Annotated in this window: 18 protein-coding genes; 8 read left to right on the top strand and 10 right to left on the bottom strand. The window is 53.3% G+C overall.

The window, feature by feature from the left end; all coding sequences use genetic code 11:
* The first annotated feature begins 62 nt into the window (after positions 1-62).
* A complete protein-coding gene (locus AC4ED1_RS13330) occupies positions 63-1196 on the top strand; it encodes a mannosyltransferase family protein (RefSeq protein ID WP_490939403.1) in 1134 nt (377 codons plus the stop codon).
* Positions 1197-1215: 19 nt separating this feature from the next.
* Here AC4ED1_RS13330 and AC4ED1_RS13325 read toward each other — a convergent pair whose 3' ends face one another.
* Both AC4ED1_RS13325 and AC4ED1_RS13320 read right to left on the bottom strand, forming a co-directional pair.
* Positions 1216-1815: a hypothetical protein gene (locus AC4ED1_RS13325; protein WP_490939401.1), complete on the bottom strand. Its 600-nt coding sequence runs from the start codon at positions 1813-1815 to the stop codon at positions 1216-1218.
* Positions 1802-2014 (bottom strand): hypothetical protein, encoded by a 213-nt coding sequence (locus AC4ED1_RS13320; RefSeq protein ID WP_490939399.1) that lies wholly within the window; start codon positions 2012-2014, stop codon positions 1802-1804. Before AC4ED1_RS13320 ends, AC4ED1_RS13325 begins: the two co-directional genes overlap by 14 nt.
* A 182-nt stretch (positions 2015-2196) precedes the next feature.
* Here AC4ED1_RS13320 and AC4ED1_RS13315 point away from each other — a divergent pair, with 182 nt between their 5' ends.
* The 5 genes from AC4ED1_RS13315 (at position 2197) to AC4ED1_RS13295 (ending at position 6249) form a co-directional block, all read left to right on the top strand.
* Positions 2197-3129 (top strand): substrate-binding domain-containing protein, encoded by a 933-nt coding sequence (locus tag AC4ED1_RS13315; protein WP_490939397.1) that lies wholly within the window; start codon positions 2197-2199, stop codon positions 3127-3129.
* Positions 3126-4028, top strand: a complete 903-nt coding sequence (locus AC4ED1_RS13310) for an ABC transporter substrate-binding protein (protein ID WP_490939395.1) — start codon at positions 3126-3128, stop codon at positions 4026-4028. The genes AC4ED1_RS13315 and AC4ED1_RS13310 overlap by 4 nt, the downstream gene beginning before the upstream one ends.
* A gap of 12 nt (positions 4029-4040) precedes the next feature.
* Positions 4041-4739 (top strand): ABC transporter permease, encoded by a 699-nt coding sequence (locus tag AC4ED1_RS13305; protein ID WP_490939393.1) that lies wholly within the window; start codon positions 4041-4043, stop codon positions 4737-4739.
* Between the two features lie 3 nt (positions 4740-4742).
* Positions 4743-5519, top strand: coding sequence for an ABC transporter ATP-binding protein (locus AC4ED1_RS13300; RefSeq protein WP_490939391.1), 777 nt, complete (start codon positions 4743-4745; stop codon positions 5517-5519).
* A 61-nt stretch (positions 5520-5580) separates the two neighbouring features.
* Complete coding sequence (locus AC4ED1_RS13295; RefSeq protein ID WP_490939389.1) at positions 5581-6249, top strand: HAD hydrolase-like protein; 669 nt, start codon at positions 5581-5583, stop codon at positions 6247-6249.
* Here the strand turns inward: AC4ED1_RS13295 and ligA are convergent.
* The 3 genes from ligA to AC4ED1_RS13280 all read right to left on the bottom strand — a co-directional run bounded on the left by ligA (position 6236) and on the right by AC4ED1_RS13280 (position 11630).
* The gene (ligA, locus tag AC4ED1_RS13290; RefSeq protein ID WP_490939387.1) at positions 6236-8245 is read right to left on the bottom strand and encodes an NAD-dependent DNA ligase LigA; all 2010 of its coding nucleotides are present in this window, start codon (positions 8243-8245) and stop codon (positions 6236-6238) included. The two genes, AC4ED1_RS13295 and ligA, sit on opposite strands and share 14 nt — an antisense overlap.
* 39 nt (positions 8246-8284) lie before the next feature.
* Entirely contained in the window at positions 8285-10576 is a 2292-nt protein-coding gene (gene pcrA, locus AC4ED1_RS13285) for a DNA helicase PcrA (protein ID WP_490939385.1), read from the bottom strand.
* A 100-nt stretch (positions 10577-10676) separates the two neighbouring features.
* Positions 10677-11630: a hypothetical protein gene (locus tag AC4ED1_RS13280; RefSeq protein WP_490939383.1), complete on the bottom strand. Its 954-nt coding sequence runs from the start codon at positions 11628-11630 to the stop codon at positions 10677-10679.
* 208 nt (positions 11631-11838) lie between these two features.
* Here AC4ED1_RS13280 and rseP point away from each other — a divergent pair, with 208 nt between their 5' ends.
* Positions 11839-12882 (top strand): RIP metalloprotease RseP, encoded by a 1044-nt coding sequence (rseP, locus tag AC4ED1_RS13275; protein WP_490939381.1) that lies wholly within the window; start codon positions 11839-11841, stop codon positions 12880-12882.
* 166 nt (positions 12883-13048) lie between these two features.
* Here rseP and AC4ED1_RS13270 read toward each other — a convergent pair whose 3' ends face one another.
* Positions 13049-13765, bottom strand: a complete 717-nt coding sequence (locus tag AC4ED1_RS13270) for a geranylgeranylglyceryl/heptaprenylglyceryl phosphate synthase (protein ID WP_490939379.1) — start codon at positions 13763-13765, stop codon at positions 13049-13051.
* Positions 13762-14055 (bottom strand): YerC/YecD family TrpR-related protein, encoded by a 294-nt coding sequence (locus tag AC4ED1_RS13265; RefSeq protein WP_490939377.1) that lies wholly within the window; start codon positions 14053-14055, stop codon positions 13762-13764. Before AC4ED1_RS13265 ends, AC4ED1_RS13270 begins: the two co-directional genes overlap by 4 nt.
* Before the next feature lie 169 nt (positions 14056-14224).
* Here AC4ED1_RS13265 and AC4ED1_RS13260 point away from each other — a divergent pair, with 169 nt between their 5' ends.
* Positions 14225-14662, top strand: a complete 438-nt coding sequence (locus AC4ED1_RS13260) for a hypothetical protein (protein ID WP_490939375.1) — start codon at positions 14225-14227, stop codon at positions 14660-14662.
* Between the two features lie 19 nt (positions 14663-14681).
* On the opposite strand, the gene AC4ED1_RS13255 is transcribed toward AC4ED1_RS13260, so the two are convergent.
* From AC4ED1_RS13255 to AC4ED1_RS13245, 3 genes are all read right to left on the bottom strand, one after another.
* Positions 14682-15974 (bottom strand): tetratricopeptide repeat protein, encoded by a 1293-nt coding sequence (locus tag AC4ED1_RS13255; RefSeq protein ID WP_490939373.1) that lies wholly within the window; start codon positions 15972-15974, stop codon positions 14682-14684.
* Between the two features lie 162 nt (positions 15975-16136).
* A complete protein-coding gene (locus AC4ED1_RS13250; RefSeq protein WP_490939371.1) occupies positions 16137-17048 on the bottom strand; it encodes a peptidylprolyl isomerase in 912 nt (303 codons plus the stop codon).
* A 234-nt stretch (positions 17049-17282) separates the two neighbouring features.
* On the bottom strand, positions 17283-17861 hold the full coding sequence (locus AC4ED1_RS13245) for a Uma2 family endonuclease (RefSeq protein WP_490939369.1): 579 nt from the start codon (positions 17859-17861) through the stop codon (positions 17283-17285).
* Positions 17862-17956 lie beyond the last annotated feature (95 nt).

Below are 17956 nucleotides of genomic sequence, written 5' to 3'. Positions count from 1 at the left end.
GTTTGGTGATTTTTGACAGTGATTTCCCGATCGTTTAGTATGACTGTTAATGAGGTGAGCATATGTTCCGACGACAAGCCTGGCTTTATACACTTGCGCTTTTCTTCGTTCACAAATGCATCGTGGTCGGAGGAAGTCTGTTTTTTGTCGACAGACGCGTATCCCCGCCCTCATTCGGGGAGTATCTCGAATACGCTTTGCTGCACAACTTTGTGCGCTGGGATTCCCTTTGGTATATCCGAATCGCTTCGGAGGGATACGGCGGGCAGCAACCGGCCGCATTTTTCCCTTTGTATCCGCTGTTGATGCGTTTGCTGCATGACGCGTTCGGAATGTCATACCGGATCGGCGGGCTGCTGATCGCCAACGCCGCTTTCCTGCTGGGGCTTTATTTCCTTGTGCGCCTGCTTTCGATCGACTACAGCCGGGATGTTGTCGTGAGAACCTTAATCCTGCTTGTATTGTTTCCAACATCGTTTTATTTTTCCGCCGTTTACACAGAATCTTTGTTTCTGTTCTGGACGGCGGGCTGTTTTTATTTTGTCCGGCAGGGGAAATGGGAGGCAGCGGGAATTTTTGGGTTTTTTGCTTCCCTGACGAGAAACACCGGGGTTTTGTTGGTGTTGCCTTTTCTGTACGAGTATTTGGCTTTGAGAGATTTTGAATGGCGGCGCATACGGAGGGATATTTTGCCAGTGGCGCTGATACCCGCGGGTATCTTCGCATATATGGCGCATTTGCATTACAAAATCGGGGACGGGCTGGGGTTTGTGCACGCGCAGAAATATTGGAACCGTTCCTTTCGTTGGCCATGGGCCACTGTGTGGTACGGAACCTGGGACGTGCTTTTGAAACCCCGCCGGGGCTGGCCAAAATACAACCATACCTATGAGGCGGTCGCTGCGTACTGGGAACTGGCGCTGGCGGCATTGTCGCTATGGCGAAAACGCTTTCGCCTGCGCGGCAGCTACATGGTGTATCTGCTGGCTGCAATCACTGTCCCGCTTTTCTCGCCAAGCGAAACGAATTCCTATTTTTACAGCATCCCGCGCTTTGTGATTGTCATCTTCCCGTTGTTTGTGATCTGGGCGCTGCTGCTCCGCCGCAAACGCTGGCTGATCCCGGCGATTCTCTTCAGCATCGCGGGCCAGTGGTATTTGTTGGACAAATTCACACAGGGGATGTTTGTGTTTTAAACCGGGACAGAAAACTTTTTCAATCCAACCCGAGCTGCTTACGGTTAGATTCCGCTTTTTGGATAAGGTCGTCAAGGACATGGTCAAGCCGGTCTTTTTTCACTTGTTCCCGCAAATAATCAAGATCGATTTCATGAAAGTGTATAGTGAACAAACTCTCCGCCTGTTCGCAATCGCGGGACGATTTCCAAAAGTGGCACGCCCGCAAGCGATCCACCAAGAGGTCTTCGTAGCCGATAACATAAACTTTTTTACCGTTCACTTCCGCCTCGTTTACCTTTTCCATGCTTCCCGCCAAAACGCTGTCGGGGATTTCGATCACAAAATCCAATTCTTTGTTATACCAATGCCGTTCGCCGAATCGGTTTTCGAAACCAAGTGCGCCAAGTATTTGCCCTGCTTGTTCCCTGCCGTTTATCACCAGATCGGTGTCATATGTAAAATAACTCCCGCATGTATAAAATTCGACCGCCTTGCCTCCCACAAGAACCGGCTTGATTCCCACCGATTCCATGGCCTCTGTCAACACGGACAAAATGGCGAGACTCCTTTTTAACGGATCGTCGATTTTACGGTATTCACGCAGTTGTGCCAGCCATTTTTCTTTATTTGCCGACATACTTCCACTTCCTCTCCCCGACTTTTCGCATATTACGCTTCCATTTTTGGCTGGCGATTTGCATAAGGAGCAGCTTTTCCCCTTCCGACCGGGGTTTATTGCCTGCCGGGCGCTGTTCCCGCTGTGCGCGAATCAGTGTTTCGATGCCCCGGGCTTTTTCAATTCTTTCATTTAAATCCGACAGAGTGATTTTCCTCATACGGATGGCACCATTCCCTCTTTTTTCCTTTCATTATACAACATGTCACGCAATTTGGTCATATCAAGACAACCCATGTATATAGAACTAATCAAATACAACTAAACCAAACAAAAACCAATTGACCAACAATTCAAACTCACATAAACTAGTTATAACTTAACCTGGACAAGGAGGCAGCCATGAGCGGCAGACCGCCTTTGACGCCTGAAGAAGCGGCTCAGATCCTGAAGATTTCAAAATATACAGTCTACGAACTGATCAAAAGGGGAGAATTGCCGGCCCGGCGAATCGGGCGCCAGCTTCGCATCGACCCTGAAGCGCTGGACCTTCGCTTGGACGGCGGAACCCGAACCGGTGAAACGGACGGCGATCCCGCAAAGGAAACGGCAGTAACGGACGACACGGGATTTCGTTTTGCCGGCAGCCACGAGCCGGTCATTGAACTCCTGATCGAGTTTTTGAAGCATTCTCCACACCCACTGTCGCTATCCGCCTTGTATACGGGCAGCATGGAAGGTCTGATCGCGCTTTACAGGCGGAAAGCCCATATCGCCGGCATACACCTTTGGGATGTCAAAACGGAGGAATACAACCTGCCCTTTATCGAATACGTCCTGCCGGGCGAGCCGGTAACAGTCGTCAATTTGGTGCAGCGCGTGCAGGGCTGGATCGTCCCCCCCGGCAATCCCCTGCGGCTTCAATCCTGGGAAGACATTGCCAAACCGGGCCTTCGCTTCGTCAACCGGCAAAAAGGTGCTGGGACCCGGCTGCGGCTCGATTCCTTTTTACGCACCTCCGGGATTTCTCCGGCTTCCATCCAGGGTTACGAAACGGAAGAGACCACCCATTTCGGCATCGCTTGCCGTGTCGCAAACGGCTTGGCGGATGCGGGAATCGGCGTGCAGTCCGCCGCTGTCCGGTTGGGTCTCGATTTTGTTCCTTTATTCCGGGAACGCTATGACCTCGTTTGCCGGGAAGACACTGCCCGCTCCCCGGAATGGCGGCAGATCGAGGCTCTTTTGCAGTCGCAAGCTTTTCGCAACGCGGTGCAAAGTCAGCCCGGTTATGACACGACCCTGACGGGCACTTGCATATTGGGAGGAGATACATGATGAAGAAAAAAAGTTTTTCCCGAATCCGGCGCCTGCTAGCCGCATCCGCCGCACTTTTGGCGCTTGCCGGCTGCCAAACCGCAACGCCGCCGGCGGCCAATCCCGGGGCGCAACCGCCCGCAAAGCCTGCTAACCCGGATGTCATCCTTGCGACAACCACCAGCACGCAGGACAGCGGATTGCTGGATGTGCTGATTCCCGAATTTGAGAAGAAAACGGGCTACAAGATCAAACCGATTGCCGTCGGCACCGGCCAGGCGCTGGCAATGGGAGAAAAGGGCGAAGCTGACGTTTTGCTGACCCACGCGCCTTCATCCGAAAAGAAGCTGGTTGACGAAAAAACGGTTGTCAACTACCAACTGGTCATGCACAACGACTTCATCCTCGTCGGCCCGCCCGAAGATCCGGCCAAGATCAAAGGCAAAAAAACCGCCGCGGAAGCTCTGAAAGCGATTGCGGACAGCAAGGCGGTCTTTGTGTCCCGTGGCGATGATTCCGGTACGCACAAGATGGAAATCTCCCTGTGGAAAAAGGCAAATGTCGATCCCAAAGGCACCTGGTACCAGGAAAGCGGTTCCGGCATGGGCCAGACGCTGAACATCGCGTCCGACAAAGGCGGATACACGCTGACCGACCGCGCCACCTATCTGTCGTTGAAGAAGAACCTGAAACTCGACATTCTGCTGGAAGGCGAAAAATCTCTGCTGAACATTTACCACGTCATGCAGGTCAATCCGGATAAATTCCCGAAAGTCAACAAAGACGGCGCAAAAGCGTTCGCGGACTTCATGGTCAGCCCCGATACGCAGAAAATGATCGGCGAGTTCGGCAAGGACAAATTCGGGCAATTGCTGTTCTTTCCGGATGCCGGCAAGAAAGAAGAGGAGATCGGCAAATAAGGATGTGACCGCATGGAATTGATCTGGGAAGGAATCGGAAAAGCCTTCCGTATGCTGATAACGGGCGATCCCGAAGTGGTTCGCATCACTTTCCTGACGCTTCAGGTCTCGGGAACCGCAACCTTCATCAGTCTCGTCGTCGGGGTTCCCTTGGGAACCCTGTTGGCGTTAACCCGGTTTCCCGGCCGCCGTTTCCTGATCAGCCTGGTCAACACCGGTATGGGATTGCCGCCCGTCGTGGTCGGACTGTGGGTGACGATTTTTCTTTGGCGCTCCGGACCTCTCGGCTCCTTCAACCTGCTTTACACGCCAACCGCCATTATAATTGCCCAGGCGGTCATCGCATCCCCGGTGGTGATCGGTTTGACAAGCGCCGCCATCCAACAGATCGATCCGAAACTCCGGCTGCAAATCCGCGCACTGGGAGCCAACCGGTTCCAATACCTGTGGTTCCTCGTAAAGGAAGCCCGTTACTCGCTGCTGGCTGCCGTGATTGCCGGTTTTGGCGCTGTCGTGTCGGAAGTCGGGGCGTCCATGATGGTCGGCGGCAACGTGAAAGGATCTACCCGGGTGCTTACGACAGCCATCGTGATGGAAGTGTCGAAAGGCAATTTTGACGTCGCCATCGCATTAAGCGTGATTCTCACCCTGCTCGCCTACCTCGTGACATTGTGGTTAACCCTTTTGCAGCAGAAACGTTTGGGAGTGTGACATATGCTGACCGCACGCGACATTTATTGGCGGCAAGGCGGCAAAACCATCCTGCGGGGCGTCAATTTTCATCTGGAACCGGGCGAATCGGTCGGGCTGGTCGGTCCGAACGGTTCCGGAAAAAGCAGCCTGTTAAAGATCCTCGCAGGTCTCGAGCGTCCCTCGTCCGGTGAGCTGACATTCCGGGGCCAGCCCCTGACAGGCGGCGTTCCCCTGCAGATCCGGCGGCGGATCACGATCGTGTTCCAGGAACCGCGATTGCTTGCCGGCACCGTGTTCGACAACGTGGCCGCCGGATTGAAAATCCGCAGAATTCCCAAACACGAAGCAAACCCCCGGGTGGAAAAATGGCTCGAGCGCTTCGGAATCGGCCATCTCGCAAAACAGCCTGCAAGGTCCCTGTCCGGCGGGGAAGCGCAGCGGGCCAGCCTGGCCCGGGCGTTCGTCCTGGAACCGGATGTGTTGTTTCTCGACGAGCCCTTTTCCGCCTTGGACGCCCCGACCAAGGAAGCCCTTCTAGAAGATCTGGCCGGGATTTTGCAAACGACTGGCACCACCGCCGTACTGGTGAGCCACGATTTTCGTGACATTCAGCGCCTGACGCGGCGGGCGGCCGTTTTGATCGACGGACAGATTGCGGCGGAGGGAAACCCCGCCTGTCTGCTGGAAGCGCCGCAGACCGGTCCGGTGGAAACGTTTTTGTCGCATTGGCGGCGCTCTTTGACTTATGATAAAATGGACAGTCAAAAAACCGGCCAAGAAACCTTTTCGCCGAGATAGACGCGTGAATTGGATCGACGTTGTAATCAAGACAGCACGCGGAGAAAAGGAGGTCTTTCCTTTGAATACGCTATTTCTTTGGGACATCGACGGGACGTTGATTCGCGCCAAAGGCGCCGGCAAGCGGGCGATGGACAAAGCCTTTTTCGAGATGTTTCGCATCCCGGACGCATTCGGGGACATGCAAATGGCAGGCGGACTCGATCTGCATTTCATTGAACCGGTTTTTCGCAAGTTTCAAATCGACCGCGCCCGGCTGCCCGATTTTCTGGCTGCTTATTACCGGGCGTTGGAACAGGAAATCCATACCGGCAGCGCCGAGCTGCTGCCGGGCGTGAAGGAGATTTTGCAGAGGATCGATCAAAGCGCCTCCATGTTTAACGCAATCGGTACCGGAAATCTGGAGACCGGGGCCCGGATCAAATTGGACGCGTTTCGTCTCAATCCGTTTTTTCCGGTTGGCGGCTTTTGCGAATCGCCGGTCGAACGCTACAAAGTCTTGCAAGTCGGGGTTGAACGGGCACGCGCCTATTACGGAATCGACTTCGCCCCACAGCAGGTCGTCGTGGTTGGCGATACCGTCAAAGACATTGAAGCCGCCCGCCAAATCGGCGCCAAAGTGATTGCGGTCGCCACCGGAGGCAATTGTTACGAGGAACTTGCTGCCGCGAACCCCGATTTGCTGCTCTATGACCTGTCCGAGCAGGACCTGTTTTTTACTTCTCTTTAAGCCATGCCAGCAGCGTTTCCTCATCCAAAACCGCAATGCCAAGCTCTCTCGCTTTCTCGAGTTTCGAACCGGCTTTTTCGCCGGCAACCACATAATCGGTGTGCTTCGATACGGAGCCGGTCACTTTTCCGCCGCGCTGTTCGATCAACCGGCTGGCTTCCTTGCGGTCCATCGTCGCGAGCGTTCCCGTCAACACGAAGGTCTTCCCGCGAAACGGGGAATCCTCCGACTCCAGTACGGCCGGCCTTTGGTACGTAAAGTTCACGCCCGCCCGCCGCAATTTTTCGATGACCCGCTGCGCGGTGTCCTGGGCAAAATACTGCCGGACGGATTCCGCGATTTTCGGCCCGATTTCCGGAATTGCCAGCAGTTCCTCCGCGGAAGCCCGCATCAGGTTATCAAGGGTGTCGAAACGGTCGGCCAGCAGCTTGGCCGCTTTTTCCCCCACAAAACGGATGCCCAAACCGAAGATCAGCCGTTCCAGCGAGTTCTCTTTCGATTTTTCGATGGACCTGAGCAGGTTCTGGGCCGATTTTTTCCCCATTCTTTCCAGCGGCAGAAGATCGTCCATCGTCAAATAGTACAGGTCGGCCGGATCGCGCACCAGCTGGTTGTCAAACAGTTGCGTGACGATCTGCTCGCCCAATCCATCAATGTTCATGGCGTCGCGGGATACGAAGTGGATGATCCCTTCCCGGTTATGGGCCGGGCACTGCGGATTGAGGCAGCGAAGCGCCACTTCCCCCTGCAGACGCACCAATTCAGCTTGGCACTCGGGACAATGCGTCGGCATAAAAAACGGCCGTTCCGCACCCGTCCTCTTTTCCGTGACGACGCGCACGATCTCGGGGATAATATCGCCCGCTTTTTGCACGACCACCGTATCCCCGATCATAACCCCCAGTTCACGAATGATGTCCTCGTTGTGCAGCGTAGCCCGGGACACCGTCGTACCGGCAAGCCTGACCGGATCAAGTACGGCGGTTGGCGTGACGGCACCCGTCCGCCCCACGTTGACAATGATGTCGCGAAGAATTGTCTCCCGCTGTTCGGCGGCAAACTTGTATGCGATTGCCCAGCGCGGACTTTTCGCAGTCGTCCCGAGACGGGGATACAAACGGGTTTGGTTGACCTTGACGACAATCCCGTCTATCTCGTACGGAAGCGCGGCTCGCCGCTCGCCCGTCCACGATTCGACAAACTCGATCACCGCTTCGATATCCGGCAGCACCTGCCGTTCCGGATTGACCATAAAGCCGAGTTCCTCCAGCAGATCCAACGCTGCCGCGTGCGTGTCGACAATCTCTTCTTCCATCGCTCCGATCGCATACGGAAAAATCGAGAGGTTCCGTTTCGCCACAATCCGCGGGTCCAACTGTCGCAGCGAACCGGCCGCCGCGTTCCGCGGATTCGCAAACAGCGTCTCTCCCGCCTGTTTTCGTTCCTGATTGATCCGTTCAAACTCCCGCTTCGGCAGATACGCCTCGCCTCTCACTTCGATCGTAAGAGGTTTTGAAAGCACAAGCGGCAACGTCTTGATCGTTTTCAGGTTGGCGGTGATGTCTTCCCCCATCTCACCGTCACCCCGGGTGGCGCCGCGCACAAATACCCCGTTTTCATAAACCAGGGACACAGCCAGTCCGTCAATCTTCAATTCCGCAACGTAATTGAACGTTTCGCCCGGAACCAAAGATTTGACGCGGCGGTCGAAATCCCGCAATTCACCGGCCCCAAAGGCGTTGGCAAGAGACAACATCGGACTTTGGTGCGCGACCTTTGCAAACCCCTCCAGCACTTGCCCGCCGACCCGCTGCGTCGGAGAATCGGGGGTGATCAAATCCGGGTGTTCCGTTTCCAACGCGATCAATTCCCGCATCAGCCGGTCATATTCATAATCGCTGATCGTCGGCTGATCGAGCACGTAGTAGTTGTAATCGTGCTGCCGGATGATGGAACGCAGTTCTTCAATTCTTGCAACCGCTTGTTCTCGCGTCATGATGTCACCTCAACGTACTTTTGACCCGCTGTCTGTTAATTATGCCTTTGTGATCGGCGCGAATTTGGCAAGCAGCTTCCGCACGCCGGTCGGAGGAGCGAACCGGACGGTCAATTCAAGCTCTTCCCCTTCGCCCGAACGCTCGATAATCGTGCCTTCCCCCCAAGCTTTGTGCCGCACTTTGTCGCCCATCTCCCAAGAGATCGACAAATCCGCGCCAAATCCTTTCGGGATCTGATTCCCGATCCCGCCAGGACGCACGGGAGTCCGGGGCACGGCGTTTCCCGTCCCGACACCGCCGGCGCCATTCATATCGGCACCGCGGATTCCCGTACCGCTTGTCCCCATACCGCGGCCTGCGACGCCAAACCCGCCTGCGGTTCTTGCCGCAGTCCCCGTCTCTTCCACCAGTTCGGGCGGAATTTCATGCAAAAACCGCGATTCCATATTGCTGCGCGTCTGGCCAAACAACGTCCGGCTCAGACACGCCGTAAGAAAGAGTTTCTCTTCCGCGCGCGTGATGCCCACGTAGCACAGACGCCGCTCCTCTTCCATTTCATTCGGATCGTCCAACGCCCGCATATGGGGAAAAATCCCCTCCTCCATCCCCGCCAAAAAAACGATTGGAAATTCAAGTCCCTTTGCCGAATGAAGCGTCATCAGGGTCACCGCATCCGACTGTTCCGAAAGCGCGTCCACATCCGCCACCAGCGCCACTTCCGACAGGAAAGCGAGCAACCCTTCGCCCGGGTAGCGCTTTTCAAACTCCTGCGTGACGGACAAAAATTCGTCCAGGTTTTCAAGCCGCGTCTCCGCCTCAATTGTTTTTTCCGCTTTCAATTCCGCCCTGTATCCCGTGACCTTCAACATCTCTTCCGTCAGTTCCGTCACCGACAAATACTGTTGCTGCACAGCCAGATTCCGGATCATCAGGACGAAATCCTTGATCGTTTTGGTAAACCTTGGCGACAGCCCGATTTGCTCCACTTCCGCCATCGCCGCAAACATCGATATTCCGTGGGCATTGGCATAGGCCCGAATCTTGTCGAGCGTCCCGTCGCCGATCCCGCGCTTTGGGACGTTGATGATCCGTGTCAGCGAAATGTCGTCGTTCATGTTCGCGATCAGCCGGAGATAGGCGAGAACGTCTTTGATCTCTTTCCGCTCGTAAAACCGGATGCCGCCGACAATCGTATAGGGGACCGAAGATTTGACCATCACGTCTTCCAGCACCCGCGACTGGGCGTTCGTCCGGTACAACACGGCGCAATCCCGGTAAGAAAACCCTTCCTCTAAAGCGTTTTGGATCTGTTCGACGACAAAATAAGCCTCATCATGCTCGTTCATCGCACGGTACAACACGATCCTCTCGCCTTCCGGCTTGTCCGACCAGAGGTTTTTCGCTTTGCGCTGCGTGTTGTTCTCGATGACCGCGTTGGCCGCGCCAAGAATCTTCTTCGTCGAACGGTAATTTTGTTCCAGCTTGATCACCTTGGCGTCCGGATAATCCTTTTCAAAGTTGAGGATGTTCCAGATGTCGGCGCCGCGCCAGCCGTAAATCGACTGATCGGAATCGCCGACCACGCACAGGTTGCGGTGTTTCGCCGCAAGCAGCTGAATCAACTTATATTGCGCATGGTTGGTGTCCTGGTATTCATCGACATGGAGGTACCGGAATTTATCCTGGTAGCGTTCCAGTGTCAGGGGATCGGCCGCAAACAGTTCGACCGTCTTCATGATCAAATCGTCAAAATCCAGCGAGTTGTTCGCAAAGAGCAGCTTTTGGTAGCGTTCGTACACCTGGGCCGCCGTCTGCTGAAAATAATCCCGTGCCTGTCTCGCGAAGGCAAGGGGTCCTTGCAGCTGATTTTTCGCCCCGGAAATCTGATGCAAAACGGAGCGCGGCTCAAACTTCTTGGAATCCAGGTTCAAATCGGCCAAACACTGTTTGACCGCAGTCAACTGATCGGCCGTGTCGAGAATCGTGAAGGAAGTCGAATAGCCGATTTTCCCGATTTCGCGCCGCAAAATCCGCACGCACATCGAGTGGAACGTCGACACCCACATGTCTGCCGCGATGGTGCCGACCAGATTTTCCACGCGTTCCCGCATTTCGCGGGCGGCTTTATTGGTAAACGTAATCGCCAAAATCGACCACGGCGCCACCCGATGCTCATGAATCAAATAAGCGATCCGCCGCGTCAACGTGCTGGTTTTGCCGGATCCGGCTCCCGCCAGGATCAACAGCGGGCCGTCTCTGTGCAACACCGCCTCCCGCTGCTGCGGGTTCAGCCCCTCAAGAATCGTATCCGAATCGCCGATTGAAATCATATTGCCACCGCCCGATATTTTGAATCTCATCAAACATATGTTCGATTCCTTTCTATTGTAGCATATTTTTCAACAAAAACGGGTCTTTTCTGCAAGACCCCTACAATTTTCCCCGATCGTCCGCCAGCCGGACCATCATCAGCTCCGCCGCGTATTTGCCGACCTTGGCGTACCACTTTCGCAGCGCGGACGCGGATATCGTGTCCATATCCCGCGGCATCGTCATGTGAAACTGCACCAGAGTCGCCACCTCGTGTGCGAATTCAAGCGAATACCCGAGCCGCGGCAGGATTCTCAGCGCCAACTGCGCTCCGACATTTTCATGATCGTAAAAATGTCCCACCAGGTCGGTTTTGATATACTCCTGCGGAACGTCGATCCCGTTGACGCGATAGGTTTCGCCCGAATCCAGTCCGTCGCGGATGCGGGCTCCGTTCTCAATCACCACCCGCTCTTTTTTTGAATAGAATGCATACGGTTTGACAAACACCCCGAAAAATTGTTTGATTCCGGGATACCCTTTCCCTATGTCGTGCAGCAGAAGCGTCCACACCATCTTCAGGTTGGTACCCGCCACAAACGAAGTCGCCTGCAGGATATGATCAAATACGTTGTAGGTGTGATGCGGATTGTGCTGGTCAAGCCCGATCGAGCCCTCATATTCCGGAATGAAACGCAGCAGCAGCCCTTCGCGTTCCAGCCGACGAAACAGGGAGGCCGGCCGGTTTACCAATTCTGCTTCATTGTTTTGGAAAAAAGCCGCCGCTTCCGCATCGATCCGCACCTGTTGCCGAATCTCGATCCGGTCGACGTCTTCCGCATAGGTCGGGATCTGCAGAAGGCGGTGAATCTCTTTGCACTCCAGCACGATTTCCGATTTGACGCGATGTTCGCGGGCCAGTTTCAGAAAAGGAACCCGCAATTTCGGAGACCGCAAAGGCACCTGCAGCCGGACTTGTTCTCCCGCGGCAAGCCGGGAGCCGGTTTCCGCCAACAGTTCGTCAAACTTGCGCTCTTCATCCGAAACATCAAGCAGCAACGTCAGTTTGGACAAATATTCCGCCTCCTCCTTCCAATGCAGCCATTACCCACAGTTTATACAAAAACTTGAAACAAACTCACTTCGTTGCGAAGTCCCAAAACATGGTATACTATTTACCATACACACAATGGGTGGAGAATGTCCATCCCGTTTTCTGCATAGATTGAAGCAACGGAGTCAACCCTAAGACTCGATGCGGATAAGGAGTGATTGATCGTTCATGAACATTGCAATGGCACTGCTCGCTCTCGGAATCCTGATCTTCATTCACGAACTGGGGCACTTTTGGGCAGCTCGGGCGACAGGCGTCAGAGTGGAAGAATTTGCCGTCGGGTTTGGACGTCCGATTTTCAAATTCAGGCGCAACAACACCGTGTATCGCCTCAACTGGATACCGATTGGCGGATATGTCAAAATGCTTGGCGAAGACAATCCGGAAGCGATCAACGCTCCCGATAATTTCAATAACCGACCGCTGGCGGCCCGCATGCTGGTGATCGTCGCGGGGGTCATCATGAACTTCCTGGGAGCCATCGCGATTCTCACCCTGATGATCAACTTATACGGGCTTCCCACCAACAATTTTAAAGACATCTATGTCGCGAACGTCATACCGGATTCCCCGGCCCAGAAAGCGGGAATACAGCCAAACGACCGGCTCCTTGCCGTTAACGGCAAGAAAATCGTGACGCAAAACGACTTCACAAGTGAAATCCAGGCTAACGAGGGACGGGTTGTCACGATCCAAGTGCTTCGCGACTCCAAGACAATCGACCTGCGGATGACGCCGGTCCGCCAGGGTAACAATCCCCCGATGATCGGGGTCAACATCGGCGGTACCCGCGTCTATGAACAGTTCGGCGGGTTCTGGCAGAACACCCAGGCGGCGATCCGGCATGCCGGCGAGCTAACCTATTTGACGGTGGAAGGGTTGAGCAAATTTGTGACCGGCCAGTTTGCCTTTAAGGATATGGCGGGCCCCGTGGGGATCATCCAGATCACCGGAGAGGCGTCGCAAGCGGGTCTCCCCAGTTATCTGCACATTATGGCGCTTTTGTCGATCAATCTGGCGGTGCTCAACTTGGTTCCGATTCCCGGCCTGGACGGCGGCCGACTGATGTTTTTAATCCTTGAAGGGCTCCGCGGCGGAAAACGGATTCCGCTTGAAAAAGAAGCCTCCATCAACCTGATCGGCATCCTGTTCCTGCTCGGCTTGATGGTGGTTGTGACTTTCCAGGATGTGTTCAAGCTCATCTCCCGGTAAAAACACCATTGACAAACATCAACACCAAAATCGACAAAATTGTGTAGAAGCGGGTAGAAGTGTTGACGAAAATTCGGCAACAAAGTATAATTTTTCACATATTCATGGAATATTTTTTGGGTAACGACCCATGACGAACATTGAAAGTCGTTGTGGGTCGTTTTATTTACCGACCTTTGGCCGCACGTACCCCTCTTACCGTTTCCCGAACCGCTTCCATCCCTTTTTCGTACAAAGCGTTTCCCACCACAATCGTGTCGGCAACGGCAGCCATCTCCGCCGCCCGCTCCGCCGTGTCGATCCCCCCGCCGTAAACGAGATGGGCAGTCGTCATTCCGCGCACTTGGCGGACCCATTCCGGATCTCCGTAACGTCCGCTGTATTCGAGATAGATCAGTTTCATCCCCAATATCCGCTCTGCGGCCAAAGCGTAAGCGGCCGCTTCTTTCGCGCTCCGCGGCACCGCCGCCCGGGTCAACTTTGCCGCCGCCGCGTCCGGATTCAGGATCACGTATCCTTCCGCGACCATCCGCTGCCACGGAATCAAATCGCCAAACAGTTCGACAGCCGCTTTATGGCGGCCAATCAACCATTCGGTGGCGCCTGCGTTCAGCACGACCGGAATGGCGTAACCATCCGCGTCAGGCACCACCGCCGTTTGTTCGGACACCTCCTGCCATACCGCCAGCCCCGGCGCAAACACCCGCAGCCGGCGAATTAAGGCAGCCGTTTTTTCAAACGTAATCCCCTGCGTGCCTCCGACCAGTACCGCATCGGTTCCGGTTTGCGCCAATTCCCGCAAATCCGAATCGCCCAACGTCCGATCCGGATCGAGCTTCACCACATGACGCCAGGCACTCCACGGCAACTGCAACCGGCTCATTTATTCAATCGGTCCAAAATCAGGTTGTATCCATCCGTTCCGTAGTTCAGGCACCGCTTCACGCGACTGATGGTGGCCGTGCTGGCGCCCGTCTCCGCTTCGATCTGGCTGTAGGTGTGGCCTTTCCGCAACATCCGTGCAACTTCTAACCGCTGTGCCAGGGATTGGATCTCGTTGACCGTCGCCAGATCATCGAAAAACTGGTAGCACTCCTCGATGGTTCTCAGTTGCAAAACAGCTTCAAAGAGTTGATGTAACGTCTTGTCGCCACGAAGTTTGTCCAGCTGCATCCTCTTTCCTCCCCAATCCCTTTCGAACTCGAATGCTTTACCATTGTACCATGTCACAGGACGAAAGAAAAGCGGACACAATTCGGACAAATTAAAGATCAATAAACTGATTAATATTTACGTCCATTCCCCATACTTATGTATAGGGTGTGTCGCAGGAGGGATCAGAGTGAACAAAGCGGCAAAAAAATGGCTGCATGAAGTCGTAATGGTTTCGCTGCTGACTGCGTTGGTCATCGTGACCAACGCGGCAATCGGATGGATGTTAATCCTAAACTGGTACTCGTTTTACCTGGCCATCTTCTTTTTTCTGTTTGTGCCCGTGTGGCTGGTTGTGTTTGGCCTGGTCTTTGAGCCGGCTTGGAAGTGGCATTCGATGCTTTGCGGTAGCTTTCTGGCCGTCTTTTTTCTCTGCTTGGCGTTCTTTGCAACCTCGGAAAAACTCACCTTCCGGATCGGCAATTCGCTGGTGTTGGCAGGCCTTGGCAGCGGCTCCGTTGTTTGCGGCTGGCTTTTGCGAAAACTCGCCCGCAGCATCCGGAAAGAATGGGCTGCCAAAAAAAAGAAGCGGCGTTCGAACGAACAACCGACTTCCCTTGGAATATAGCTTACCGGCAGAATGCCGCTTATACCAGCACTTTATGGTCACGCAAATTTTCGACCATGGCAGCGTTCATCTTCTCCAAACTTTCCATCGCTTCCCGGTACAGGCCTTGTTTCTTGTAGATATCGCCGTAGACCGCATACACTTTGACCTTGTCGGGCGCCGAACCGGTTTTTTCCGCCAGTTCCGCCGCCTTTGCGATCCACTCGAGAGCGAGATCATATCTTTCTTTCTCCAGATGAATAGTGGCCAACATGCGATAAATCTCCGCCCTCTCCCATTCGTCACGTACCTGAAGTGCAAGCGCTTTCTCACAGTGGCAAATCGCCTTGTCGAATTCTCCGGATTGGAACCAAACGTTGGCCAGGGCGGCATGCACCGAACCGGTTCGCTCCTCAAATCCGTAATTTTCATAAAGCGACATGCAACGCTCTAGTTCGACAATCCCTTGCCGTGCTACCCCGGTTTCGCCCAATGCAACTCCGAACCGCGCTTTTGCGTCGATTGCCGTTTCCAGCAACTGCAGCGCCTGATACAACGCGGATGCCGATTCGGCATGTCGGGCAGCCTGGTCAAAATTGCCGTTGTTTCGGTGCGTTTTCGCCAATTCCAGGTGGATGTCCGCAATTTGCCGAATCAGGCACTCGTTTTGCAACAGCGAGGCAGCCTCTTCAAAAAACGGTTTGGCTTGTTCCCATTCGGACATTTGACTGTAAATCAGCCCCAGTCGGTAAGCGATTTCCCCGACCAGCAGCGGATCGGAAACCGCTTCTTTCTTGGCGAGATCATACCCCTTTTTTAAATAGTGAATCGCAATCGGATAATTCTTTTGCGCATAAGAAACCGCTCCCAATTGGTTCATGATCGCGATCATTTTTGAAGTATTCTTGCCGGCAATCGCCTCATCGAGGCAGGATTCGAAGAGTTCGGACGCTTTTTCCAGCTCTCCCAACTGCCTATAGCAATATGCCAGATTAAACTTGATGTCGGTTAACGTGATTTGCGTCGATGGCGCTTCTTCCATTTGGCTGAACAGTTGGGCCGCCTGTTGATAATCGCCTTTTTGCATAACAGCGTATGCAAGCTTGTATGCACTCATCTTTTCGAGTTGCGTTTCGACATCGGTCAGGAAATATTCGATCGGAGTCTCAAGCTTCTCCGCAATCTGGGACAGCAGTTGATGCGAAGGGTTCGCCTTATCGGATTCGATTTGGCTAATCATACTAGGAGTAACAAGACCTTCACTGAGCTCACTTTGGGTTAGTCCTTTCCGAATACGCAATTCGCGGATTTTTTGCCCCAAGGTTAATTTCATTTTTCGTACCCCCGTGAACAGATTACATATTCATTATAGAGCTCTTTTTTATCGTGTCAAATCAATTTTAAAATATCACTAATACATTATGAACAACTTTCACATCATAATCCGCCATAAATACGATTTAATTCGACGAAAGAGTAAATTAAAACCCCTCGTTTACCAGAGGGGTTGTCCAAAATGATTCAGAACATCTTTATATTTGTCCGACGAAATCTTGACCTCCACCTGCTGCCGCAACTCCGGGAGCAGTCGTTCCGGCGGGACCGCTTTTTCGGCTTTCAAGTCGGATTCCACTTGCGGACGGACTTCCTCGAAGGAAGGTTTATGGGCCTCTTTCTTTTCAAGCACCTGGATAATGTGGTATCCGTAAGTTGTCTTCACGGGATCGGACAAACCGCCGACCGGCAATGAAAAAGCGACCTTATCGAACTCCGGAACCATTCGGCCAGGTTCGAAAAACCCGAGGTCGCCGCCGTTGACGGCAGACAGAGTGTCTTTCGATTTTTCTTTCGCAAGTTTCGCGAAATCCTCACTCTTTTTTAAACGTTCCAGGACCGCTTTTGCTTCTTCTTCCGTGTCGACCAGGATATGGCGGGCCTTGACCTGTTCCTTTTGCTCGTAATCTTTGACATGTTCTTCAAAATGTTTCCGCATCTCGTCTTCCGTGATTTTCACGTCTTTTGTCGCCAATTTTACATATAGCATTTGCAGACGCAGATTATCCTTCAATTCCTGAAGCGAGGTACCCTCCTGTGCCAGCGATTGTTCAAATTGCTCTTCCGACGGAAACCGCTTTTTAAATTTTTCGATCTCCCGTTCAACTTCCTGATCTGTCACAGTAAAATTGTTCTTTTTGGCCGCCTGCAAAACCACTTTTCGATCGATCATCTGGGTGAGCGTCATGCGACCGTAGTTTTTTTCAAGGTCGGTAAGAAAATCCTTTTTTGTGATGGGTTCCGAACCGACTGTCGCCAATGTGGGATTGCCGGAGTTCAACAGCCAAACACACCCGACGACGGCCGCTCCCGCCAACGCTCCGCCTACAGCGTACCAGATCTGTTTCTTCAAGCGAAAGGTCCCCTCTCTGAGTGCAATTGCCGGTAAGCATCAGCTTGTTCCATTATACCACAAGTCATACCAGTGCTTCACAAAATTAAAGCCCCGTTCACAACAAGCTCTCTTCAGCGGATACGGAAAAGAGAAAAGCCACCACCCGCAAAATCCGGATCGATGGCAAAACATAAAGCAGGCGAAGGGAACCGAACCCTCTCTACCAGCTTTTGTTGGGGATGTATGAGAAGTTTACCCGGCGAAGACATCTTCCAAATTGATTTCCAAATCCTCAAAAATACCCACTTTCACTCTTTCACGTTCTCCATACGTTTCGGGTTCGGCAAATACATTTCTCTCAAACTTGTACACTTCCACAGTTTTGTGGAACGGATCCACAATCCAGTATTCTTTCACTCCCGCTTTTCTGTAAAGCTTGAGTTTTTCGTTACGGTCTTTCCTCGCAGTAGCCGGAGAAAGGACTTCCACCACCATATCAGGAGTTCCATTATACCCCTTGTCGTCTAGTTTGGACTGATCGCAAACAATTGTTATATCCGGCTGAACAACAGTCTTGATTTCGCTGTCCGTTTTTCCTTCCGTAAACATTCGTACGTCGAAAGGAGAAACAAACGATTTACACTTTTTACCTTTTAAATAAGCGTAAAATTCGCCCTGTAAATTACTGACGATCCTCTGATGTTCCGTGGAAGGCGCAGGGGTCATATTATACGGCACACCATCGATGATCTCCCATCGTTCCCCTTCCTGAGTTTGTAAATATTCTGCATAATGGGTTGGCGGAGTGGAACTCGTTTTCGGAACTTCCATTTTCCCAACTCCCTTTTTGTTTCATTTTGACACTCCGCACGGCTGAAGCCGTGGGATTCTTGGGAGCACCCCCGCAACCGGGAGTTCTGCCTTGT

The organism is Effusibacillus sp. SKA8 (assembly GCF_058273125.1).
Note: the sequence above shows the minus strand (reverse complement) of the source record. Positions and strands in the feature narration are given on the sequence as shown.